At 63.8% G+C, this 22,487-nt stretch carries 19 protein-coding genes; 10 read left to right on the forward strand and 9 right to left on the reverse strand.

The features are described 5' to 3' along the window. Positions 1-83: 83 nt before the first annotated feature. The 7 genes from ASC94_RS12225 to ASC94_RS12255 form a co-directional block, all read right to left on the reverse strand. On the reverse strand, positions 84-2,150 hold the full coding sequence (locus tag ASC94_RS12225) for a bifunctional diguanylate cyclase/phosphodiesterase (protein WP_056394816.1): 2,067 nt from the start codon (positions 2,148-2,150) through the stop codon (positions 84-86). A gap of 143 nt (positions 2,151-2,293) precedes the next feature. Beyond that, positions 2,294-2,671, reverse strand: coding sequence for a BlaI/MecI/CopY family transcriptional regulator (locus ASC94_RS12230; protein WP_082616435.1), 378 nt, complete (start codon positions 2,669-2,671; stop codon positions 2,294-2,296). A gap of 18 nt (positions 2,672-2,689) precedes the next feature. After that, positions 2,690-4,021, reverse strand: coding sequence for a leucine-rich repeat-containing protein kinase family protein (locus ASC94_RS12235; RefSeq protein WP_056394818.1), 1,332 nt, complete (start codon positions 4,019-4,021; stop codon positions 2,690-2,692). Between the two features lie 324 nt (positions 4,022-4,345). Beyond that, complete coding sequence (locus tag ASC94_RS32520; RefSeq protein ID WP_157201398.1) at positions 4,346-5,254, reverse strand: hypothetical protein; 909 nt, start codon at positions 5,252-5,254, stop codon at positions 4,346-4,348. Next, positions 5,251-6,582, reverse strand: coding sequence for a hypothetical protein (locus tag ASC94_RS12245; protein ID WP_056394822.1), 1,332 nt, complete (start codon positions 6,580-6,582; stop codon positions 5,251-5,253). Before ASC94_RS12245 ends, ASC94_RS32520 begins: the two co-directional genes overlap by 4 nt. Next, complete coding sequence (locus tag ASC94_RS12250; protein WP_056394824.1) at positions 6,579-7,103, reverse strand: PAAR domain-containing protein; 525 nt, start codon at positions 7,101-7,103, stop codon at positions 6,579-6,581. Before ASC94_RS12250 ends, ASC94_RS12245 begins: the two co-directional genes overlap by 4 nt. A gap of 79 nt (positions 7,104-7,182) precedes the next feature. After that, positions 7,183-8,043 (reverse strand): MBL fold metallo-hydrolase, encoded by an 861-nt coding sequence (locus ASC94_RS12255; RefSeq protein ID WP_056394826.1) that lies wholly within the window; start codon positions 8,041-8,043, stop codon positions 7,183-7,185. Positions 8,044-8,147: 104 nt separating this feature from the next. Here ASC94_RS12255 and ASC94_RS12260 point away from each other — a divergent pair, with 104 nt between their 5' ends. The 7 genes from ASC94_RS12260 (at position 8,148) to ASC94_RS12290 (ending at position 17,355) form a co-directional block, all read left to right on the forward strand. Further along, positions 8,148-9,092: a LysR family transcriptional regulator gene (locus ASC94_RS12260; RefSeq protein ID WP_056394827.1), complete on the forward strand. Its 945-nt coding sequence runs from the start codon at positions 8,148-8,150 to the stop codon at positions 9,090-9,092. 213 nt (positions 9,093-9,305) lie between these two features. Then, on the forward strand, positions 9,306-12,161 hold the full coding sequence (locus ASC94_RS12265) for a 2-oxoglutarate dehydrogenase E1 component (RefSeq protein WP_056394830.1): 2,856 nt from the start codon (positions 9,306-9,308) through the stop codon (positions 12,159-12,161). An 81-nt stretch (positions 12,162-12,242) separates the two neighbouring features. Continuing rightward, on the forward strand, positions 12,243-13,499 hold the full coding sequence (odhB, locus tag ASC94_RS12270) for a 2-oxoglutarate dehydrogenase complex dihydrolipoyllysine-residue succinyltransferase (RefSeq protein WP_056394832.1): 1,257 nt from the start codon (positions 12,243-12,245) through the stop codon (positions 13,497-13,499). A 118-nt stretch (positions 13,500-13,617) separates the two neighbouring features. After that, positions 13,618-13,956, forward strand: coding sequence for a PspC domain-containing protein (locus ASC94_RS12275; RefSeq protein WP_056394836.1), 339 nt, complete (start codon positions 13,618-13,620; stop codon positions 13,954-13,956). 9 nt (positions 13,957-13,965) lie between these two features. Then, positions 13,966-15,399 carry a dihydrolipoyl dehydrogenase gene (gene lpdA / locus ASC94_RS12280; RefSeq protein WP_056394837.1) on the forward strand — a complete coding sequence of 478 codons (1,434 nt, stop codon included), beginning with the start codon at positions 13,966-13,968 and terminating at the stop codon, positions 15,397-15,399. 116 nt (positions 15,400-15,515) lie between these two features. Beyond that, entirely contained in the window at positions 15,516-16,613 is a 1,098-nt protein-coding gene (zapE, locus tag ASC94_RS12285; protein ID WP_056394839.1) for a cell division protein ZapE, read from the forward strand. A gap of 13 nt (positions 16,614-16,626) precedes the next feature. After that, on the forward strand, positions 16,627-17,355 hold the full coding sequence (locus ASC94_RS12290) for a hypothetical protein (RefSeq protein ID WP_056394841.1): 729 nt from the start codon (positions 16,627-16,629) through the stop codon (positions 17,353-17,355). Positions 17,356-17,399: 44 nt separating this feature from the next. Here the strand turns inward: ASC94_RS12290 and ASC94_RS12295 are convergent, their stop codons facing one another. Continuing rightward, positions 17,400-18,206, reverse strand: a complete 807-nt coding sequence (locus tag ASC94_RS12295; protein WP_056394843.1) for a PP2C family serine/threonine-protein phosphatase — start codon at positions 18,204-18,206, stop codon at positions 17,400-17,402. A 122-nt stretch (positions 18,207-18,328) separates the two neighbouring features. On the opposite strand from ASC94_RS12295, the gene ASC94_RS12300 reads away from it, so the two are divergent. After that, entirely contained in the window at positions 18,329-18,529 is a 201-nt protein-coding gene (locus ASC94_RS12300) for a YdcH family protein (protein ID WP_056394845.1), read from the forward strand. 72 nt (positions 18,530-18,601) lie between these two features. Further along, on the forward strand, positions 18,602-20,638 hold the full coding sequence (locus tag ASC94_RS12305; protein WP_056394848.1) for an ATP-dependent DNA helicase: 2,037 nt from the start codon (positions 18,602-18,604) through the stop codon (positions 20,636-20,638). 94 nt (positions 20,639-20,732) lie between these two features. Here the strand turns inward: ASC94_RS12305 and ASC94_RS12310 are convergent, their stop codons facing one another. After that, positions 20,733-21,713 carry an NADPH:quinone oxidoreductase family protein gene (locus ASC94_RS12310; RefSeq protein WP_056394850.1) on the reverse strand — a complete coding sequence of 327 codons (981 nt, stop codon included), beginning with the start codon at positions 21,711-21,713 and terminating at the stop codon, positions 20,733-20,735. Positions 21,714-21,877: 164 nt separating this feature from the next. Here ASC94_RS12310 and ASC94_RS12315 point away from each other — a divergent pair, with 164 nt between their 5' ends. Next, positions 21,878-22,486 carry a toll/interleukin-1 receptor domain-containing protein gene (locus tag ASC94_RS12315; protein WP_056395068.1) on the forward strand — a complete coding sequence of 203 codons (609 nt, stop codon included), beginning with the start codon at positions 21,878-21,880 and terminating at the stop codon, positions 22,484-22,486. The last annotated feature ends 1 nt before the right edge of the window (position 22,487 follow it).

Consider the following 22,487-nt stretch of genomic DNA (forward strand, 5'->3'; position numbering starts at 1 on the left):
GTAGACCTCTGGAACAGCGGCGCGTTCGCCGAACCCGGCTGTAAACAGTGCCGGCGCGCCGGCCGCGCCGGTCCTAGCGCGCCTCATGCGCGCCGCCGCAGCCACTGTTCGAGGTGGGGGCGCGCCAGCGGCTGGCTGACATAGTGGCCCTGCATGCTGGCGCAGCCGTGCTGCGCCAGGAAGTCGCGCTGGGTGCGGGTTTCGACGCCGGTGGCCACCACCTTGATTTCCAGGTTGCGGCCGATGTCGAGCATGGTCTTGGCCAATGCGCCGCTGCGCCGCTGCGCGCCGATTTCGCGCACCGGGGCCGGCGCCATTTTCAGCTGGTCCAGCCGCAGCGCGCGCAGGCAGGCCAGGTTGGAGGCGCCGCCGCCGAATTCGTCCATCGCCATGCGCAGGCCCATCTCGCGCACGCCCGCGCTCAGGCGCCGCGCCACGTCCGGGTTGCGCATCAGCTGCGTTTCACGCAACTCCAGTTCCAGGCAGGCCGGGTCGATGCCGTGGCGTGCCACGGTGCGCGCAATGTGGGGCAGATAGTCGTGCTGGCCGAATTCGCGGTACGAGGCGTTCATCGTCACCGGCAGCCCGGCGTAGCCCAGCTGGCCGAGGCGCTTGATGGTGCCGCACACGTCCTCCAGCACGCGCCGCCCCAGCGGCACGATCAGGCCGTTCTCTTCTGCTTCGTTCAGGAACATCGCGGGTAGCAGTTCGCCCAGCTGCGGGTGGCGCCAGCGCAGCAGCGCTTCCACCCCCACGATGCGCCCGGTCTGCAGGCAGACGTTGGGCTGGTATTTCAGGTACAGGCTGTCGCCGTCGAGTGCCTCGCGCATGGCCTGCTCCATGCGCCGCCGCGCATCCGAGGCGCTGGCCATGTCGGGCGAATGGAAATGCACCGCGTTGGGACTGCCGCTCTTGCTCTTGTACATGGCGGCGTCCGCCGCGCGCAGCAGCACGCTGAAATTGTCGCCGTCGTTGGGGTAGACCGCCACGCCCATGCTGGCTGCCACCGGCAGGTTCTGGCTCTCGAACTGCAGCTCGTCGGCCAGGGCGGCGCGGATGCGTTCTATCATGCGCAGTGTAAAGCGTAGCGAGGGTTGTTCGGCCAGCACCAGCACGAATTCGTCGCCGCCGAGGCGGGCCACGGTGTCGCTGTCGCGTAGCGCGGACTGTAGGCGCTGCGCCACCATGCACAGCACGTGGTCGCCGGCGTCGTGCCCCAGGGTGTCGTTGATCTCCTTGAACTTGTTCAGGTCCAGCAGCACCACCGCCACCAGGTGGCTGCTGCGGCGCGCCGCCAGCAGCGCATGCTCCAGGCGGTCGCGCAGCAGGGTGCGGTTGGCCACGCCGGTCAGCGGGTCGTGCGTGACTTGGTACTCCAGCTGGGCGGTGCGCTCCTTGAGTTCGGTGATGTCCTCAATGATGCCGATGAAGTGCGTCACGCGCCCCTGCGCGTCGGATACCGGGGTGACCGACAGCCGGTTCCAGAACCGCTCGCCGTTTTTGCGCACATTGTGCAGCACCACCGTAACCGGTCGCCTATCGGCGATCGCGGCGGCCAGTTCGGCGCGCTGCGCCGCATCCTGTTCGTCGGCCGCCATGAAGCGGGAATCCTGCCCCAGTATTTCTTGCCGGGTATACCCGGTGATGCGTTCGAAGGCCGGGTTGACGTATTCGATCAGGTTGTCCTTGCCGCTGCTGCGCGTGATCACGATGCCGTTGCTGGCGGCGTGCAAGGCCCGCTCGCGCAGTTCGGCCAGTTCGCCGCGGTGCCGAACGCTGGACAGGTTGACGGCGGTGCCGAGCAGGTAGGTACCGCCGGCCGCTTGCATGCGCCCGGCGCAGAACAGGTAAGGAATTGCGGCGCCGCCCGACAGCAAGCGCGCTTCGACGTGCACCGGGCCGTCGTTCTGAAAAGCGCCGCAGAAGGTGCGCGAAACGGCGGGCCGGTCCTCCGGGTGGAACAGATCCAGCATGTGCATCGAGCGCAAGTGCTGCGGAGCCAGCCCGGTGGCCAGCTCGACCCGATGGTTCCAGAGAATCAGATGTCCCACCTCGTCAAGCACGTAGAACGCGTCGGCCAACAACTCCATCACGTCCTTCAATGAAGCGGCGGCGACCTTTTCGGCCGCCACCTGCCCGACAATATCCATATTGCCCCCATGCCTTGCTATTGTTGGCCGGCAAAAATGGGAGCCCGGGCTGCCGGCGAGCCTGGACCATGGTCTCTTGCAATGCAATAGTTTAGCTCAGGCGGAGCGCGGCGGCGCGCGCTTGGGGAATTTTTCAGCTTTTACTACTCTTTATCCAACAGTGCCTGGATTTCCTCGCGTTCTTGCGGCGTGACGTGGCCGCCGCGCAGCGCGGCCAGCACCAGCGCCTTGCCGGACCCTGAGAACGCTTTCTGGATCAGCTCTTTCAGCAGGCTGGTTTGCACTGATTCCTGCTCCTGGAGCGGGCTGTAGACGTGGGCGCGCTGGCTTTCGTCGCGCGCCAGCAGGCCCTTGGTGTGCATCACCTGGAGCAGGCGCAGCACGGTGGCATAGTTCATGTCCGGCCGCGTTTCCAGGGCGGCGGCATGCACCTGCTTGGCCGTGGCGGGGCCGAGCGCGTACAGCAGGCGCAGCATCTCCAGTTCGGAAGCAGTGGGTTTGGGCGGGGCGGTATTGGTCATGGAACTAGAATAAAATATCTAGAACGGATTGTCTAGTGGGGATTGGCGCAGGTCGGCCAACTGCCGCTCCAGTGCCGCGAACAGCGGGCGCGAGGCGGGCTCGGCTGCCAGGCACGCGTCCCTGAGCGCTGCCAGTTGCTGCAGCACGCCGTTTGCGCCCGCCGGCGCGTCGCTGCGCTCCAGCAGTTCTTCCAGCAGGCAACCGAAGGCCCGCACTTCCAGCCTCTGCAGGCTCGCGGCGTGCGGCGCGTCCGGCGCGTAGAAGGAGGCGGCGCCGAAGTCGCCCAACAGGGTGCGTCCTTCGCCGCAGTGCAGGATGTTATGGCCATACAGGTCGCCATGCATGATGCCGCGCTCATGCAACTGGCACGCAGCCGACGCGATGCCGTGGGCGATGGCCAGCGTGGCCTTGAGGCCGAAGCGCTTGTCGTCCGGGTAAATGTCGCGTGTGCAACTGTCCAGGCTGGGTGGACCTGCCAGATTGCCGAACTCTGGTTCGATCAGCGACATCACCAGGCCATGCAGGCCGCCAGGGTGGCCCGACACTTCGCCAAGAATTGGGATGAGATTGCGGTGCGAGCCAGCGGCGATGCAGGCCGCCATTTCGCAAAGCGGCGAGCCATCGCTGGTCATTGCCCCCTTAAATATTTTGACCGCGACTGGTCCATTGTCCGCACCCTGCAGATGCTCTGCATAATAAATTACCCCGGACGCGCCTTCGCCTAGCTTTTTCTGTGGGCGTAATGTGTCCCAGGCGATCCTCGTTGCACTGGATGGAACCTCCAGGTCAGCGCAAAAAGGATTACCAGCATAGGCAAGCCAGGTTAACTTAGGCAGGGAAGGGAGCCACGCCGGCATTTCAGTCAATTGATTAGCGGCAATCCTCAATAATTCGAGCTGATTGCAATTGACCATCTCTGCCGGCAGTGCGCGCAAGCGGTTCCCAGCCAGCATTAGCTTTTGCAACAAAGGACGCGCGCCCAATTCGGCCGGCAACTCCTCTATTTCATTGCCGGTCAGTATAAGCCAGCGCAATTGCTCGGGCAAAGCCTGCGGGGGGACGGTGCGTATGAAGTTCGCTTTGAAGCCGACCATGCTCAGGCTTGCACACTCGCCCAATACTGCCGGCAATTCTGTGAACTGATTGTCTGAACAGAAAATAATACGGAGCTTGTGCAGCTGCGATAAATCGTCCGGCAGAGAGGACAATGCATTCCCGGATAAGTCCAGGATCTCCAGCGTATCGGCCAATTCAAAGATTTCTGGGGGGAACTCGGTGAGTCCGCAGGCGATCTGCAGGCGGGTTGCGCCATTCAATTCGCCCGCACGAAGCTGCTCAAGAGTAGACATTTAATCGTGCCAAGTAAGTCGAATTCCTAATTCTATCACCGTACGCTTGCTCGGACTATTTGCCTTTGACAGCGGTTCATCTCGGCTTCACTGGTTCTCCAACCTCGGGAGTGCTCCATAATATAGCGCCATCGGGAAAAAATACGGCTAAAGCCGAAGCGGCGCTGCCTTCGCTGCTGCGCGAAATTGTGGCAAGGACAGCAGAGGCTACGCAGGCAGAGAGGGTTGCCTGTGACGCGCAACGTGAGTCATGCCGGAAACTGGCATAACCATGCTAGAAACTGGCCTAATATCCATCCAATCGCCGGTCATCGCGCTTCCTGGCTACTCCAGGTCGATGTTTTGAAAAAAGGAATCGGGAAACTCTGGTTGCCGAGTCGGCTGTTTCGGCATAGGGAATCCGTGCTTTTTCGTCCATGCCTCCATGCTTTTAATTACCCCAGGATCTTCGCCTCCTGGACACTCATGCAGGCAGATCCATTCGGTAAGATGTTTTCCTATTACGGGCTTAAGCTTGTGCTCAAAGCCGGACCACCCGACAAAGTCTGAGATGATATGTAGGCCGTCCTCCAGATAGGAGGTAACGTCAATGTAGGGGCGCTCGTCATCTTGAAGCTGGGCAGACCATTCGCGGCACCCAAAGCCACCGATGTATCCCTTGCTTTTCGGATTGTCTGTAACATACCTGAGGTCGTCAGTGATGTCACAAACGGCTGGCGACATAATGTGTTTTCCAGGGAGTTCCCACCAGTACGCGAAATGATAAGGCTTTTCTCTGCTATTTCCGATCCCATTCTTCAGTAGTACGAGATTGTTCAAATCAGTTCGCGCTGCTGTGAAATGGAAACGATGGAATTCTGGGCTAAGCAACGTTCCCGATCGTGAGAATATTAGTGTTGTGATTCCAATATGTTTCGTTGGGGTGGCGATTGCCGCATCGGGCGGGAAGAATTCTTCGAACCCCCTATACACTGCGTTTTCAGTCCCCCGCTCCCTGTTGGCGTTCATTTCTGCCATCTTCAGCCTGAATCTCTTCATTAGGCCTGCTTCGTCAACATATATAAAGTATCGCAGCGGCCAGGGGGCGCCTGAATATCTATACGCCGCGGATTCTTCTGTGTCTGCGCTTGCTCTCGCGTCCCTGGCCCCAACTGCGCCTATTGCCAACTGCAGCAACAGCAGAAGAACGATGTCGGCGCGCGGCCGGGTTGTTTTTGTGCGGGGGAGGCTCATAGAATCCTCGGCTCTTTTATAGTGATATGTAGGTGATTGTTGTGTGCTTTCTCGACGCCGGGACGATGTTCGTTGGGATCGGCCGGTCGCTTGTCCTGGGTATTGAAGTCCATATACCATGGGTCAAGGATTTGGTGAACATCAGGTCGAATTGATAAGCGTGACCTTAAGGAATTCATCAAAGCAGGGTCTTCAGCTTGCATCTTTTTCTTCCAGGCGTTCTTTGCTTCCGCCGCTGCCTCGGCAGCGAGCTTTACTTCGTCGGCCGCTGCGCTGCATTTTTCTGCTAAGGAAGCGTCTCCAGGCGAATGCGCTGTGGCCGTGACGCATCTGGCCGCGTGCTCCTTCTTTAACTTGAATTCCGCTTGTTTCTTTTTCATCTCATCAAACAATTGTTTTTCGTCTTGGGAAACGTTCGCGCTGCTTTGTTGGCCGCCCTCCGAGATAGATTTGCGCGCTATGGTCAGTTGAGCGCCGGCCGACTCGATGTAGTCCACGTCTAAGCCCAAGCCTGCGCGGTGGACGATGCTGCCGAAAGACGGGCGCCATGCGGAAGTCACCCTGAGTTTGGTAATGCCGGCTGCGCGCGCTTCAGTGATTAAGGCAAGATAGCAAAGCGGGTGGGTACGAGGCAGGACCTCTTGTAGAAGGGGGCAGTAAGAAGTATTGGCGTTAACGCTCTGCTGTTCCTGGAACGTCAGGGTGATGGCTTCGGCTGGTTTTTCCCGGCTTGCGAGGAAGGTTATCCCTAGTATTGGGTTGGGCAGCGGAGAGAAAATGGAAAGCACGGCTGCGCGGATGCTAGGGTCGGCGTCCGCTGGCATCAGTTCGTTTGCCTCTTCGCGCGTATACCGGTGCGACACTTTCATCCAGACGTTGCCAGTTAGCGTGGCCTCGTATTTGTCGAATCGCCTGCCATTGCCTTCCTCGATGCAGACCGGTAGGCCGAGCATGGCTGTTTCAGTATTCCCTCGGCCCAGGCGTTCGGTAATAAGTATTTCGACGTCGCGCGAGCCAACTTGGACGGCGTAGACGGGGTGGGTCCGGAATCCCTGCCGTGCGTCACTATTGAGATAAAGAGCAACTTTGCTGCCCGGCGCTACCTTGAGCTTGATTTTCCGGTCGCCGGTTAGGCTGTGAGGTTTATGGTCATATTCAGGCAGAACGGAGCCGTTCAGCGCGACGGCGTACGGTATGGCGAGGTTGTCAGCGCCGCTTGCCTTCGTGTTGAAGATGTAGGTAACCGAGCATTTCTGGCCAACCGGAATGTCGGTGACTGCGCCTGCCTGCGTCAACGTGCAGCTGCCAGCGGCGGTGCCGGCGCTCATGATCCGCGCTCCTCGGTCTCCCAGTGCAGCGTCGCGGTGGCTGGGTCGTGGTGCCGGATGGCTTCGGTGCGGCCGTCGGCGCCGGTGACGCCGCGCAGGCTGCTGCCGTCGGGAAGGTCGATGCGGTAGGGGAGGCCAGCGATGGGCTCGCCGGTGTGCTCGTCGACTGCGCGGAAAGCGCCCCGGTAGGTCGCCTCTTTGGCGCCGGGTGCTGCTGCGGCAGGCGTGGCGGCCGCTTGGCTTGCGCCGCCGCCGGTCCCGTCCACCGTCATCACGTGCTGGGTGGCGAGCAGCGTGGCCCCGCACGTGGTTTTCATGCCTTCGACAACGGTGCCGATCCCGCCGAAGCTGTGGTGGCCCAGGCCTTCGGCGATGGGAAACTGCCCCTTGCACAGCGGGCAGTACGTCTTGTGGCCCTTCAGGGCGATGGGCTTGCCCAGGCAGGTGGCGTTCTCATTGCCTTCGAGGACTTTGCCGCCGTGCGAGGTGGGATCGCCTTTGCATATGACTGCGCGCGCCATGGTCTGCTCCGTTCCAGGGGTGTCCCGGAACAATAGTGGACTTCATGGCGCGCCGATTTGATCTACGGCAACTGCAGGCTTACCACTTCATCTCGCCCTTGGCGACCTTGGCGCTGATATCGAGCGCGCTGGCCAGGCCTGCTGCCGGGTAGGCTGCCTTCATGGCGCTGACCAGGGCCGCCGAGTCGGCCGACTGCGCCGTGGCCGCTTCGAACTTGCGCAGGTAGCCGGCGGTATAGGCGATGCTGTCCGGCGTCAGTTCCGAGCCCGGGGCGAAGTGGCCCGGCACCACGGTTGCGGGGGTGAGCGCGGCGATGCGGTCCAAGGTGGCCAGCCAGTGCTTGCGCGACTCGGCGGTCTGCGTGTCGGCCATCCAGACGTGCAGGCCTTTGAACAGGACCACGCCGCCGGCCACCGCCTTGATGGACGGAATCCAGACGAAGGTGCGGTCCGGCGTGGCGCCGTCCAGGCCAGCAATTTTCAGCGATTCGCCTTCCAGCTTGATGGTGTCGCCCTGCAGCGGTTGCGGCATGACGATGGATTGCGGCGCGTTGGTTTTCAGGATAGGGCCCCAGTACGCCACTTTGGCGGCGGCTTTCTTTTCCATGGCGGCGATGGTGCCCGGGGTGGCAAGGATCTTCGCCTCCGGGAAGGCGGCTTGGATGACGTCCAGGCCGAAATAGAAGTCCGGGTCGCCGTGGCTGATGTAGACGGTGGTCAGGCGCTTGCCGCTGGCCTTGATCTGCTGCACCAGCTTTTGCGCTTCGCCGCGCGAGAACTGGGCGTCGATCAGTACGGCGTCCTTCTGGCCTTTCACCAGCACGGACGCCACCGGGAAGATGGCGGCTTCGCCCGGGTTGAACACCTCCAGCGTGAGCGGCGCGGCGGAGACGGTGGCGGAGGCGGCGAGGGCTGCGGCGGCGAGAGTCTGCTTGATCATGGTGCTGGTCCTTGTGAGGTAATTGATGAGGCCAGTGTAGGCCCATCCATTCGTCTGAAAAACAGTGTAAATTGCAACTGTTAATTGCATGGATCGGATGAGTAATGGACAGGCTGACGGCGGCGCAGGTATTCAAGGAGATCGCGGAACGGGGCAGCATGATTGCGGCGGCGGACGCGCTGGACATGTCGCGCGCCATGGTCACGCGCTACCTGGCGGAGATGGAGGCGTGGTGCGGCGCGCGCCTGTTGCACCGCACCACGCGCCGCGTGAGCCTGACGGCGGCCGGGGAGGTGACGCTGGCGCGCTGCCGCGAGATGCTGGCCCTGGCCGAGGGCATGAACGCGGCCGGCGATCCGGACGCGCCGCACGGCCTGCTGCGCCTGGCCAGCTCGCATTCGCTGGCCCAGACGGCGCTGGCCGGCGCGGTGGCCGCCTTCCTGCGCCGCTATCCGCGCACCGCCATCGATTTGCAGGTGGACAACCGCGCCGTCAACCTGGTGGAGCAGCGCATCGATCTTGCCATCCGCATCACCAACGGCCTGGAGCCGAACATGATCGCGCGCCGGCTGGGCGACTGCGACTCCGTGGTGGTGGCCGCGCCGTCTTACCTGGCCGAGCGGCCGGCGCCGCAGGATCCGGTCGGGCTGGCGCAGCACAACTGCCTGACTTACAGCTATTTCGGCAAGAGCGTGTGGCGCTTTGAAACGGCCGCGGCGCCCGCCGCAGGCAGCGCCGCCGCCATGCTCCAGATTCCCGTCAGCGGCAACCTGTCCGCCAATGAGTCGATGGCGCTGCTGGCGGCCACGGTGGAGGGCGCCGGCGTGGCGCTGCAGCCGCGCTTTGCCGCCGCGCCGCTGCTGGCTTCGGGCCGGCTGGTGGAATTGCTGCCCGCCTGGCGTCCGCAGCGCATGGGCATTTACGGCATTTACACCTCGCGCGAGCACATGCCGCCGGCCCTGCGCGCCATGCTGGACCACCTGCTGGACTGGTTCGCGCACGACCCCGGCTGGCTGGCGTCAAGCATACCAATTATGGAAAAGACATGATTGACACCCTGCCTATCCCGCAATTTTTCGTGCGTGTATGGTTGTTTGAACTCAATACCGCGTGCTATCCTTAGCGACCGTTTTTTTTTCATTACCGTATTACCGAGTCCTTCCCCACAACTTGATGTGCAATCCGCTAACCGGTCAGGCCGTGTCGCGGAAGGTTAGATTAACCCGCTAATTCCTCGCGAAGCGCGAAGAAAGGTGAGCAATATGATGCAGCAGCAGTCGTCCAACTCCTACCTGTTCGGTGGGAATGCTCCGTACGTTGAAGAACTGTACGAAGCGTATCTCGACAATCCAGGTTCCGTGCCCGATAACTGGCGCGCGTACTTCGATTCGATGCAACACGTCCCAGCCGTAGACGGCTCCAACAAGCCGGACGTCGCCCACGCCTCCGTGATCGCCTCCTTCGCAGAACGCGCCAAAGCCGGCCCGATCCGCACCGTGGTTGCCTCGGCCGACGCTGAAATGGGCCGCAAGCGCGTGGCAGCCACCCAGCTGATCGCCGCCTACCGCTACCTGGGTTCCCGCTGGGCCAACCTGGACCCGCTGCAGCGCCAGGAACGTCCATCGATCCCGGAACTGGAACCGAGCTTCTACGGCTTCACCGACGCCGATCTGGACACCGTCTTCAACATCAGCAACACCTACTTCGGTCCTGAAACCGCGACCCTGCGCGACCTGACCAACTTCCTGCGCGACACCTACACCCGCTCCATCGGCGCGGAATACATGTACATCTCCGACCCGGCCGAAAAGCGCTGGCTGCAGGAGCGCCTGGAATCGATCCGCTCCACCCCGAATTTCACCGCAGAGAAGAAAAAGCACATCCTCGAGCGCCTGACGGCAGCTGAAGGCCTGGAACGCTATCTGCACACCAAGTATGTGGGTCAAAAACGATTTTCGCTGGAAGGCGGCGAAACGTTCATCGCCTCGATCGACGAAATCATCCAGCGCGCCGGCGAAAAAGGCGTGCAGGAGATCGTTATCGGCATGGCCCACCGCGGCCGCCTGAACGTGCTGGTCAACACCCTGGGCAAAGCCCCGAAAGACCTGTTCGAAGAATTCGAGGGCAAGCATGGCGACGACCTGCCTGCCGGCGACGTGAAATACCACCAGGGCTTCTCGTCGGACATCTCCACCGCAGGCGGCCCGGTCCACCTGTCGCTGGCGTTCAACCCCTCGCACCTGGAAATCGTCAACCCCGTGGTTGAAGGCTCGGTCAAGGCCCGCATGGACCGCCGCGGCGACACCGCCGGCGCGCAAGTGCTGCCTATCCTGGTGCACGGCGACGCCGCGTTCGCAGGCCAGGGCGTTGTGATGGAAACGCTGAACCTGGCGCAGACCCGTGGCTACGGCACCGGCGGCACGGTGCACATCGTGATCAACAACCAGATCGGCTTCACCACCTCCGATCCGCGCGACGCGCGCTCCACCATCTACTGCTCGGACGTCGTCAAGATGATCGAAGCACCGGTGCTGCACGTGAACGCCGACGATCCTGAAGCCTGCGTGCTGGCTTCGCAGATCGCCATGGACTACCGCCTGCAGTTCCAGAAGGATATCGTGGTTGATATCATCTGCTACCGCAAGCTGGGCCACAACGAGCAGGATACGCCAGCGCTGACCCAGCCGCTGATGTACAAGAAGATCGCCACTCACCCGGGCACCCGCCGCCTGTACGCCGACAAGCTGAGCGCGCAAGGCGTGATCGCTGCCGATGGCGGCGACAAGATGGTGGCCGCTTACCGCGACGCCATGGACGCAGGCAAGCACACCGTCGATCCAGTGATCTCCAACTTCAAGAACAAGTACGCGGTCGACTGGCTGCCGTTCCTGAACCGCAAGTGGACCGATTCCGCCGACACCGCCGTACCGTCGACCGAACTGAAACGCCTGGCCACCCGCGTGACCACCGTGCCGGAAGGCTTCAAAGTGCACTCGCTGGTCGAGAAGGTACTGGCCGACCGCGCCGCCATGGGCCGTGGCGAAGTGAACTTGGACTGGGGCATGGGCGAACACCTGGCCTACGCCTCGCTGGTATCGTCCGGCTACGCCGTGCGCCTGACCGGCCAGGACGCCGGCCGCGGCACCTTCGTGCACCGCCACGCCGTGCTGCACGACCAGAACCGCGAGCGTTGGGACGCCGGCACCTATGTGCCGCTGCAGAACGTGTCCGAATCGCAGGCGCCGTTCACCGTGATCGACTCCGTGCTGTCCGAAGAAGCCGTCCTTGGCTTCGAATACGGCTACTCGACCGCTGAACCCAACACGCTGACCATCTGGGAAGCCCAGTTCGGCGACTTCGTCAACGGCGCCCAGGTGGTGATCGACCAGTTCATCAGCTCCGGCGAAGTGAAGTGGGGCCGCGCTTCCGGCCTGGTGATGATGCTGCCGCACGGTTACGAGGGCCAGGGTCCCGAGCACTCGTCCGCGCGTCCCGAGCGTTTCCTGCAGCTGTGCGCAGACAACAACATGCAAGTGGTGCAGCCGACCACCGCGTCGCAGATCTTCCACCTGCTGCGCCGCCAGATGGTGCGCCAGTTCCGCAAGCCGCTGGTGATCCTGACGCCGAAATCGCTGCTGCGCAACAAGGACGCCGGCTCGCCGCTGAGCGAACTGTCGAAAGGCGCGTTCCAGACCGTGATCGGCGAAGTGGACGAGAAGATCGACGCCAAGAAGGTCAAGCGCGTGATCGCCTGCTCGGGCAAGGTTTACTACGATCTGGTCAACGCGCGCAAGACCCGCGGCCAGACCGACACCGCCATCGTGCGCGTGGAGCAGCTGTATCCGTTCCCGCACAAGTCGTTCGCTGCTGAACTGAAGAAGTTCCCGAACCTGGCGGAAGTGGTATGGGCACAGGACGAGCCGCAGAATCAAGGCCCTTGGTTCCAGATCCAGCACAACATCTTCGAAAGCATGGACGCAGGCCAGCGCCTGGCGTACGCAGGCCGTCCGGCCTCGGCATCGCCAGCCGTCGGTTACTACGACAAGCACTACGCGCAGCAAAAAGACCTGCTGGAAACCGCGTTCTCGAAGCTGAAGGGCTTCATCCTGACGAAATAAGTCACCAAGTAACAGGCCCGCCGCCGCCCGGATACACCCCCGGGCGGCGGCATCAAAGAATACAAAATACGGAGTTTTTTCATGGCACAAATCGAAGTTAAAGTCCCACAACTGTCGGAATCCGTCGCAGAAGCGACCATGCTCACCTGGCACAAGAAAGTCGGCGAAGCCGTCGCACGCGACGAGAACCTGATCGACATCGAAACCGACAAAGTGGTACTGGAACTGCCAGCGCCTGCAGCAGGCGTGATCGTCCAGATCATCCAGCCGGACGGCGCCACCGTGGTTGCCGACCAGGTTATCGCCATCATCGACACCGAAGCGACCGCCGGCGCGACGCCTGCCGCTCCTGCCGCCGCCGCCGCACCAGCCGCCGCAGCACCAGCCGCTGCCGCTGCCGCCGCGACCGGTGGTTCGAAAGGCGACGTGGCCATGCCTGCCGCCGCCAAGATCCTGTCCGAAGCCGGTCTGTCCGCTTCCGACGTTGCCGGTTCCGGCAAAGACGGCCGCGTGACCAAGGGCGACGCCCTGTCCGCCGCTTCCGCGCCGAAGCCTGCAGCACCGGCCCCGCTGGCGCCAGCCGCCGCCAAGCCTGCGCTGCAAAAAGTCGCCGCGCCAGCCGCGCCTAACCTGGGCGAGCGTCCGGAAGAGCGCGTGCCGATGAGCCGTCTGCGCGCACGTATCGCCGAGCGCCTGGTGGAGTCGCAGTCGACGAACGCCATCCTGACCACGTTCAACGAAGTGAACATGGCACCGGTCATGGACCTGCGCAACAAGTACAAAGACAAGTTCGAAAAAGAGCACGGCGTCAAGCTGGGCTTCATGTCCTTCTTCGTCAAGGCAGCCGTGGCCGCCCTGAAAAAGTACCCGATCATCAACGCGTCGGTGGACGGCAACGACATCGTCTACCACGGCTACTTCGACATCGGTATCGCAGTCGGTTCGCCACGCGGCCTGGTGGTGCCTATCCTGCGCAACGCGGACCAGATGAGCATTGCCGACATCGAGAAGAAGATCGGCGAATTCGGCGCCAAGGCCAAGGAAGGCAAGCTGACCCTGGAAGACCTGACCGGCGGCACCTTCTCGATCTCGAACGGCGGCACCTTCGGCTCCATGCTGTCGACCCCGATCATCAACCCGCCGCAATCGGCCATCCTGGGCGTGCACGCCACCAAGGACCGCGCCGTGGTGGAAAACGGCCAGATCGTGATCCGTCCGATGAACTACCTGGCAATGTCCTACGACCACCGCATCATCGACGGCCGCGAAGCCGTGCTGGGCCTGGTGGCCATGAAGGAAGCGCTGGAAGATCCGGCGCGCCTGCTGCTGGACCTGTAATTCAGCCTGGCGGGTTACGCACTGCGTGCCAACCCGCCCTACGTGGTCAGCGAGGCGTAGGGCGGGTTGGGCGCAGCCGTAAGCCGCCACCATCGCCGCAGAGTTACGAAGGGGTGTCATGAGCGTCTCCGAAGAAATCAAGCGTTTGCACGAACTGAACCAGGCTGGCGCGCTGAGCGACGAAGAATTCGCCCGCGCCAAGCAGAAGCTGCTCGACACCACGCCGGTGTCGCTCAGCAAGGACAACGGTTCGGGCGACTTCGCCAGCGAATTCAACCGCTTCCGCCGTTCCCGCAGCGACCGCTGGCTGGGCGGCGTGTGCGGCGGCCTGGGCAAGATCTCGGGCATGGAGTCCTGGATCTGGCGCCTGGTCTTCACGCTGTTCACGATCTGCTTCGGCTTCGGGCTGGTGATCTATCTCCTGCTATGGATATTCGTCCCGGACGAAATTAATTAGGATAAAAACATGAGCAACAAACAATTTGACGTCGTCGTCATCGGCGCCGGTCCTGGCGGCTACATCGCCGCCATCCGTGCTGCACAGCTGGGCTTCTCGGTCGCTTGCGTGGACGAGTGGAGCAACGAAAAGGGCGGCCCTGCACCGGGCGGCACCTGCACCAACGTCGGCTGCATCCCATCGAAAGCGCTGCTGCAGTCGTCCGAGCACTACGAGCACGCCGGCCACTCCTTCAAGGAACACGGCATCGACGTGTCCGGCCTGTCCCTGAACCTGGGCCAGATGGTTAAGCGCAAGGACACCGTGGTCAAGCAGAACAACGACGGCATCCTGTTCCTGTTCAAGAAAAACAAGGTCACCTTCTTCCACGGCCGCGCCGCCTTCGCAGGCGCAGCGAGCGCCGACGGCTACCCGATCGCCATCAGCGGCAAGGCGCCCGAGACCATCAACGCCAAGCAGGTCATCGTTGCCACCGGCTCCAACGCGCGCGCGCTGCCGGGTGCGGACTTCGACGAGAAGCTGATCCTGTCGAACACCGGCGCACTGGCGATCGACGCCGTGCCCGCCAAGCTGGGCGTGATCGGCGCCGGCGTGATCGGCCTGGAAATGGGTTCCGTATGGCGCCGCCTGGGTTCCGAAGTGACCGTGCTGGAAGGCCTGCCGACCTTCCTGGGCGCCGTGGACGAGCAGATCGCCAAGGAAGCCAACAAGCTGTTCACCAAGCAGGGCCTGAAGATCTCCCTGGGCTGCAAGATCAATGCGGTCACCAAGGGGGCCGACAACGTCACCGTGGAATACAACGACGCCAAGGGCGAAGCTGTGACCGCCGTGTTCGACAAGCTGATCGTCTCCATCGGCCGCACCCCGAACACCAACGGCTTGGGCGCCGACAAGGCCGGCCTGGCGCTGGACGAGCGCGGCTTCGTCGCGGTCGACGCCGACTGCAAGACCAACCTGCCGAACGTCTGGGCAATCGGCGACGTGGTGCGCGGCCCGATGCTGGCGCACAAAGCCGAAGAAGAAGGCGTGGCGGTTGCCGAGCGCATCGCCGGCCAGCACGGCCACACCAACTTCGACACCATCCCTTGGGTCATCTACACCTCGCCGGAAATCGCGTGGGTAGGCCGCACCGAGCAGCAGCTGAAAGCCGACGGCACCCCGTACAAGGCAGGCACCTTCCCGTTCCTGGCCAACGGCCGCGCACGCGCGCTGGGCGACACCTCGGGCATGGTCAAGTTCCTGGCGCACGCCGAGACCGACGAAATCCTGGGCGTCCACATCATCGGCCCGATGGCTTCCGAGCTGATCTCCGAAGCCGTGGTGGCCATGGAGTTCAAGGCATCGGCCGAAGACATCGCGCGCATCTGCCACGCCCACCCATCGCTGTCCGAAGCAACCAAAGAAGCCGCGCTGGCCATCGACAAGCGCACGCTGAACTTCTAAGCATCATGGCGGGTTACGCCGCTGCGCGGCTAACCCGCCCTACCTCCCACGAGATGCGGACCGTAGGGCGGGTTAGCGCAGAGCGCGTAACCCGCCGTGCGTAACCGGCATCTCTCATGAACGTCCAAGAGTTCTACCAGCACGCGCTGACGCAGCGCGACTTCAAGGCCGACGAGGCGCAGCAGCGCGCCGTCGACCGCCTGCAGCTTTGCTACGACGAGTGGGTGGACTACAAAGCCCAGCGCTCGAACAGTTTCAAACGCTTCATCAACCGTCCCGACGTGCCGCGCGGCGTGTACATGTGGGGCGGGGTAGGGCGCGGCAAGTCCTTCCTGATGGACAGCTTCTATTCGGTGGTGCCGCTGGTGCGCAAGACGCGCCTGCACTTCCACGAATTCATGCGCGACATCCACCGCCAGCTCGACGAACTCAAAGGCGTGGCCAATCCGCTGGAGGAGGTGGCGCGCAAGGTGGCCAAGAAGTACCGCCTGATCTGCTTCGACGAATTCCACATCTCCGACGTGGCCGATGCCATGATCATGTACAACCTGCTGTCGGCCCTGTTCGACAACGGCGTGTCCTTCATCATGACCTCGAACTACGATCCGGAACTGCTGTACCCGGACGGCCTGCACCGCGACCGCATCCTGCCCACCATCGCCCTGCTCAAGGAGAAGATGGACGTGATGAACGTGGACGCCGGCGTGGACTACCGCGGCCGCGCGCTGGAACAGGTGGATTCCTATTACACGCCGCTGGGCGCCGAGACCGACCGCAAGCTGCGCGAAGCCTACGCGCGCATCGCCGAGACGGCCGACGACGACCCGCACGTGACCATCGAGAGCCGCCAGATCCGCGCGCTGCGCCGCGCAGGCACCATCATCTGGTTCGATTTCGCCACCCTGTGCGGCGGCCCGCGCTCGCAGAACGACTACCTGGAAATCGCCAGCCAGTTCCATACCGTGATATTGTCCGGCATACCGATGATGTCGGCCGGCCAGTCTTCCGAGGCGCGCCGCTTCACCTGGCTGATCGACGTGTTCTACGACCAGAAGGTCAAGCTGATCATGTCGGCCGAAGTGGAGCCGGAGGAGCTGTACACCAGCGGCATGCTGGCCAACGAATTTCACCGTACCGTGTCGCGCATCGTGGAGATGCAGTCGCGCGAGTACATGGACAAGGAACAGCGCGGCGCTGCCGAAGCGCTGGCGTAACAACAGGATAAACATGGCAAAGACCTTCAATCTGGCGGCTGCGGCCCTGCTGGCGGCAGCGGCCGCCGCGATGAGCGCGGCGGCACCGGCAGCGGCGCAGAAGATCGGGCAGGCGCCGGTCGGCGAGCCCGCCGTCCCGCAATCGCACTCCGTGGAGCAGGCCGACGCGCGCCTGGCCGAAGTGGCCAGGGACCGCGCCGCCGTGCAGGCCGAGTACGACGCCGCCGAGCAGGTATGCAACGCCAAGTTCTTCGTCAATTACTGCCTGGACGGGGTCAAGGAAAAGCGCCGCGTGGCGCTGGCCGGGCTGCGCGCCATCGAGGTCGAAGCCAACCAGTTCAAGCGCAGGTACGCGGTGGACAAGCGCGACGCCGAGCTGGCCGAGCGCCTGAAGAAGGATGAGGAAGAGCTGGCGCGCCGCATCGAAAACCCGCCCGCGCCGCACGCCGCGCGCGAGCCGGCCAAGCCGGCCGCCAAGCCCGGCCCCAGCCTGGAGCAGCGCCAGGCCGAGTACGACGCCAAGGTGAAGGCGCAGGCCGCCAAGGACGCGGCCGAAGCGCCCAAGCGCGCCGCCAGCGTCACCGCGTTTGAAAAGAAGAAAGCCGAGTCCGAGAAGCGCCAGGCCGACATCGCGGCCAAGAAGGCCGCCAAGGAAGAAAAGCAGCGCAAGCGCGAAGCCGACGCCGCCGCCAAGGCAGCCAAGGACGCGGCCGATGCCGCCGCCAGGGCCAAAGCCCAGTAGGGCGGGTTAGCCGGGCCTGCCCGGCGTAACCCGCCAGGCGCCGCCTACACCGCCTTGCCCATCTTCTGCACCGTGTAAGCCGGTGTCTCCTTCGGCGGCGCCACCAGCTTGACAATGGCCATGCTGCAGTTGTCGCCCTGTCCCTTGGCCCGTTCGATAGCCTTATTAATCAGCATCTCCGAGGCCTGGCGCGGCGTGGCGCGCGCCACCACGGTGGCCAGTTCCGTGTCGGTGAAATACTGCCACAGGCCGTCCGAGCAGAGCAAAAACGCGTCCCCCGGCTGCAGGCCCTGGTGCACGCCCAGCGTCACGAACGGCGCCTTCTGCCGGTTGCCCAGCACATTGGCCAGCAGGCGCGCGCTGCGGTGTTTTCTGGCCGCCTCCAGCGGCAGCTTGTCCACGTTCACCAGGTGTTCGACATAGGCGGCGTCGCCGCTGCGCTCGGCGCACTGCGTGCCGGCCATGCGGTACAGGCGCGAGTCGCCCACGCTGGCCCACACGGCCTGGCCCTGCGGCGTGAGCACCAGCAGCACCAGGGTGGACTGCGGCTCGCCGGCCGCCCCCAGCGGATTCATGGCCAGCACCTCGTGGGTCTCCAGCGCGATGCTGCGCAGCAGCTCCTGCAGGCGCCCCAGGTTGACCGTGTCGCCGGCCCGGTATTCGTCGAACAGCTGCTTGCTGGTGTGCAGCACCTGCTCCGGCGCCGTGCTGCCGCTGGCCATGCCGTCGGCCAGCACTGCCATCACGTAGCCGGGTGCCCGCGGCGCCGTGTAGAGCGCGGCGCGGTCATTCTGCTGTGGCCGGTTCCCCAGATGCTGGGCCGTACCGGCTTCAATTTTGTAGTTGCTCATAGGGTCTGGCTAGCCTGCATCTGTGCACTGAGTTAAACTATGCACCGGTAAGCAGTTTTGTTGCAAGCGTAGGGTTGTTGACCATGCGAAACTGTTGGGAAATATAACAGAACCGAGACCCTATGACAGACGTAGAAGAAATCAAGCGCCGCATTATCGAGCTCGACGTGGAGCACCGCGACCTGGATGCCGTGATCGACATGCTCACCCTGGACGGCCACCACGACCAGCTCCAGCTGCGCCGCCTGAAAAAACGCAAGCTGCAGCTCAAAGACTACATCACCTTGCTGAAAATGCAACTGGTGCCCGACGTACCGGCCTGAGCCGCGCTCCTGACTTAGCGCGCGGCAGCCCCATCTTAGCTTATTTTGACCGATCTCCGACTCACGGCTGACATGTCCACCCCGGCATCCGCGCCGGCCCAGGCCCCGGCCCCGCTCCCCGAACCCGGCAAGCACGATGCCGACATCGACCGCCTGTTCGGTCCCGGCGGGCCGCTCAGTCCGGCTGTGGGCGGCTTCCGGCCGCGCCAGTCGCAGACCGAGATGGCCAAGGCCATCGCCACCGCCATCGACCAGCGCGGCACGTTGATGGCCGAGGCCGGCACCGGCACGGGCAAGACGTTCGCCTACCTGGTGCCGGCGCTGCTGTGGGGCGGCAAGACCATCGTGTCCACCGGCACCAAGAACCTGCAGGACCAGCTGTTCCTGCGCGACATACCCACCGTGCGCGCGGCCCTGCAGGCGCCGGTGTCGGTGGCGTTGCTCAAGGGGCGCGGCAACTACCTGTGCCACTACCACCTGGAGCGCACCCTGCAGAACGGCCGCATGACCTCGCGCGAGGACGTGGGCTACCTGCGCGAGATCTCGCGTTTCCTGAAGATGACCTCGTCCGGCGACAAGGCCGAGCTGGCCCGGGTGCCGGAAAACGCCACCATCTGGAACCTGGTCACCTCCACCCGCGACAACTGCATGGGCGCCGAGTGCCAGTACTACCAGGACTGCTTCGTGATGAAGGCGCGCAAGGAAGCGCAGCAGGCCGACGTGGTGGTGGTCAACCACCATTTGTTCTTCGCCGACGTGGCGCTGAAAGATACCGGCGTGGCCGAGCTGCTGCCGTCGGCCAACACCATCATTTTCGACGAAGCGCACCAGCTGCCCGACACCGCCACCCTGTTCTTCGGCGACACCTTCAGCACCTCGCAAGTGCTGGAACTGTGCCGCGACGTGCTGGCCGAAGGCCTGGCGCACGCGCGCGACGGCGCCGACTGGGGCAAGGTGGTCACGGTGGTGGAGAAGGCCGCGCGCGACCTGCGCCTGACCTTCCCGCAGGACATCGTGCGCCTGTCGCTGCCGCAGATCGCCCCGTCCAGCGGCTTCTTCCCGGCGCTGGAAACTTTGAAGGACGAGCTGGACGGCATGCTGGCCGTGCTGGAAAAGCAGGCCGAGCGCGCCGAGACGCTGGACCAGTGCCGCATGCGCGGCATCGAGCTGATGACCGCGCTGCGCGACTGGAAGTTCGATCCCAAGGCCAAGGTGGACAAGGGCGAGGAGGCGGTGTACTGGGTAGAGGCCTACACCAGCTCGCTGCAGCTGCACAAGACGCCGCTGTCCATCGCGCCCATCTTCAACGGCCAGCGCGAGGGCGTGCCGCGCAGCTGGATCTTCACCTCGGCCACGCTGGCCGTGAAGAACGACTTCAAGCATTTCGCCGAGCAGATGGGCCTGACCGGCGAGCCGGCCCGCACCTGGCCCAGCCCGTTCAACTACGAGCAGCAGGGCATCCTGTACGTGCCGCAGGGCTTGCCCGACCCCAATTCCATGGGCTACACCGACGCCGTGCTGGACGCGGCGCTGCCCATCATCGAAGCCTCGGAAGGCCGCGCCTTCCTGCTGTGCACGACCTTGCGCGCCGTCAAGCGCGCCGCCGAGCGCCTGCGCAACGAGTTCGAGCAGCGCGGCCTGCCGTATCCGCTGTTCGTGCAGGGCGACAAGGGGCGTACCGAGCTGCTGGACCAGTTCCGCAAATCCGGCAACGGCGTGCTGATCGGCAGCCAGAGCTTCTGGGAAGGCGTGGACGTGCGCGGCGAAGCGCTGTCGCTGGTGATCATCGACAAAATGCCGTTCGCGCCGCCGGACGACCCGGTGCTGGCCGCGCGCATCGAAGTGATGGAAAAGCAGGGCCTGAACGGCTTCATGCACCACACGCTGCCGGAAGCCATCATCAACCTCAAGCAGGGCGCCGGCCGCTTGATCCGCGACGAAGGCGACCGCGGCGTGCTGATGCTGTGCGACCCGCGCGTGATCACCAAGCCCTACGGCCGCCGCGTCTGGCAAAGCCTGCCCCCCTTCAAGCGCACCCGCGACGCGCAAGTGGTGATCGACTTCTTCAAAGGCGTGCCCCCGTCCGACCCCGACGTCAGCCCATCCTGACGTCCTTTCCCCCATTCCTACAAGCAGCCTGAGCCGCATTTCGCCCCACTTCGGGGTCTGACCCCGAAGTGGGGAGAAATGCGGCTCAGCTTGCCTAGGCTTGCGGGTTGATGACGACCTTGCCGGTGACTTTGCGCGCCGCCATGTCGTTCAGGGCCTGCGCCGTGTCGGCCAGGGCGTAGCGGGCCGAGATGTGCGGCTTGATCTTGCCCTCGGCCAGCCAGCCCAGCAGCTGCATCATGCCGGCCAGGTTGGCCTTCGGTTCGCGCTTGGCGAACTCGCCCCAGAATACGCCCACCAGCGCGGCGCCTTTCAAGAGCGCCAGGTTGAGCGGCAGCCTGGGGATTTCGCCGTTGGCAAAGCCCACCACCAGGTAGCGCCCGCGCCAGGCGATGGAGCGGAACGCCGCTTCGGCGTAGTCGCCGCCCACCGGGTCGTACACCACGTCCGGGCCCTTGCCGCCGGTGGCCGCCTTGACCGCTTCGCGCAAGTCTTCCTTGCTGTAGTTGATCAGCGCGTCCGCGCCGTGCGCCTTGCACACGGCCAGTTTCTCGTCGGTGGAGGCGGCGGCGATCACGCGCGCGCCCAGCGCCTTGCCGATCTCGATGGCCGCCAGGCCGACGCCGCCCGCCGCGCCCAGCACCAGCATGGTCTCGCCTGCCTTGAGCGCGGCGCGGTCCACCACCGCGTGGTGCGAGGTGCCGTAGGTGAGGGTGATGGCGGCCGCCGTGTCGAAGTCCATGCCGGGCGGCATGGGCATCAGCGTCTGGGCCGGCACCGCCAGCTGCTGCGCGAAGGCGCCGTGCGCCGAGAACGCGATCACCTTGTCGCCGGCCTTGTAGCCGGTCACCCCTTCGCCCACCGCGCGCACCACGCCGGAGACCTCGTTGCCCGGCGTGAACGGCAGCGCCGGCTTGTACTGGTATTTGCCCTGGATGATGAGCACGTCGGGAAAGTTGACGCCGGCCGCTTTCACGTCCAGCACCACGTGGCCGGGCGCCGCTCCCAGGTCCGGCAGCTCCTCCACGGTCAGGGTGTCGGGCGGGCCCCAGGCTTTGCATACGATGGCTTTCATGCGGTCTCCAATGTGGTTGTGGTTATGAATAGTACGGTCGTTTTATTTTACGGGGATTCCTGATGGCTGTCGCGTTTTCTCTGCGGCCCTCCGGTTTGCGTTTTCGCAAAGCGCGGGACGGCCAGAACGCTACAGTGGATTCAATGAGCAAGCAGGAGGCTGCCATGTCGACTATCCGCTACGGCTGTTTCTTCAGTTATGCGCACGGGCGCCACCCCCACATGATCCGGTTCAAGAATGACCTGGCCGAGGCGCTCAAGTGCTACCTGGAACCGCACTTTGACAATGAAAGCGAACTGTTCATCGACACCGAACAACTCGGCGGCGGTGACGACCTGAACCGGCGCATCGCCACCGCGCTGTGCGAAAGCGTGTGCATGATCGTCATCTATACGCCCAAATACGAGGCGCACGGCTACACGCGGCGCGAGTTCGCCGCCATGCAACAGATCGAAAACGAACGCCGCCTGTGGTATCCGCTGCCCAGCCACCTGATCATCCCGGTCATCATGACGCGCCATCCATTCAGCCTGCCGCCGCAGATCACCGACCCCGGCATGTATGTGGACTTTTCGCGCTACACCCTGGCCAGCGGCGACCTGAAGACCAATCCGGACTTCCTGCCGGACATCGAGAAAATCGTCCAGCGCATCGCGGCCCATTACCATTATTTGAAATCTAGCATCCCGCCTGAGCACGACTGCAGCCGTTTCGTGCTGCCGCCCATCCCCGAGGAGTGGCGCGCCACTCCGCCGCCCCACTTTCCCCGCTAAG

It is taken from the genome of Massilia sp. Root418 (assembly GCF_001425265.1).
Taxonomy (GTDB): Bacteria; Pseudomonadota; Gammaproteobacteria; order Burkholderiales; family Burkholderiaceae_D; genus Rugamonas.

Bases quoted from the DNA above. Each gene is read 5' to 3' on its own strand.
- ASC94_RS12235 (WP_056394818.1), bottom strand. From the start codon at position 4,021: ATGTCTACTCTTGAGCAGCTTCGTGCGGGCGAATTGAATGGCGCAACC.
- ASC94_RS12315 (WP_056395068.1), top strand. From the start codon at position 21,878: ATGTCGACTATCCGCTACGGCTGTTTCTTCAGTTATGCGCACGGGCGC.
- ASC94_RS12250 (WP_056394824.1), bottom strand. From the start codon at position 7,103: ATGGCGCGCGCAGTCATATGCAAAGGCGATCCCACCTCGCACGGCGGC.
- ASC94_RS12305 (WP_056394848.1), top strand. From the start codon at position 18,602: ATGTCCACCCCGGCATCCGCGCCGGCCCAGGCCCCGGCCCCGCTCCCC.
- ASC94_RS12245 (WP_056394822.1), bottom strand. From the start codon at position 6,582: ATGAGCGCCGGCACCGCCGCTGGCAGCTGCACGTTGACGCAGGCAGGC.
- ASC94_RS12260 (WP_056394827.1), top strand. From the start codon at position 8,148: ATGGACAGGCTGACGGCGGCGCAGGTATTCAAGGAGATCGCGGAACGG.
- ASC94_RS12275 (WP_056394836.1), top strand. From the start codon at position 13,618: ATGAGCGTCTCCGAAGAAATCAAGCGTTTGCACGAACTGAACCAGGCT.
- ASC94_RS32520 (WP_157201398.1), bottom strand. From the start codon at position 5,254: ATGAGCCTCCCCCGCACAAAAACAACCCGGCCGCGCGCCGACATCGTT.
- ASC94_RS12290 (WP_056394841.1), top strand. From the start codon at position 16,627: ATGGCAAAGACCTTCAATCTGGCGGCTGCGGCCCTGCTGGCGGCAGCG.
- ASC94_RS12225 (WP_056394816.1), bottom strand. From the start codon at position 2,150: ATGGATATTGTCGGGCAGGTGGCGGCCGAAAAGGTCGCCGCCGCTTCA.
- ASC94_RS12230 (WP_082616435.1), bottom strand. From the start codon at position 2,671: ATGACCAATACCGCCCCGCCCAAACCCACTGCTTCCGAACTGGAGATG.
- ASC94_RS12255 (WP_056394826.1), bottom strand. From the start codon at position 8,043: ATGATCAAGCAGACTCTCGCCGCCGCAGCCCTCGCCGCCTCCGCCACC.
- ASC94_RS12265 (WP_056394830.1), top strand. From the start codon at position 9,306: ATGATGCAGCAGCAGTCGTCCAACTCCTACCTGTTCGGTGGGAATGCT.
- ASC94_RS12310 (WP_056394850.1), bottom strand. From the start codon at position 21,713: ATGAAAGCCATCGTATGCAAAGCCTGGGGCCCGCCCGACACCCTGACC.
- ASC94_RS12295 (WP_056394843.1), bottom strand. From the start codon at position 18,206: ATGAGCAACTACAAAATTGAAGCCGGTACGGCCCAGCATCTGGGGAAC.
- ASC94_RS12300 (WP_056394845.1), top strand. From the start codon at position 18,329: ATGACAGACGTAGAAGAAATCAAGCGCCGCATTATCGAGCTCGACGTG.
- odhB (WP_056394832.1), top strand. From the start codon at position 12,243: ATGGCACAAATCGAAGTTAAAGTCCCACAACTGTCGGAATCCGTCGCA.
- lpdA (WP_056394837.1), top strand. From the start codon at position 13,966: ATGAGCAACAAACAATTTGACGTCGTCGTCATCGGCGCCGGTCCTGGC.
- zapE (WP_056394839.1), top strand. From the start codon at position 15,516: ATGAACGTCCAAGAGTTCTACCAGCACGCGCTGACGCAGCGCGACTTC.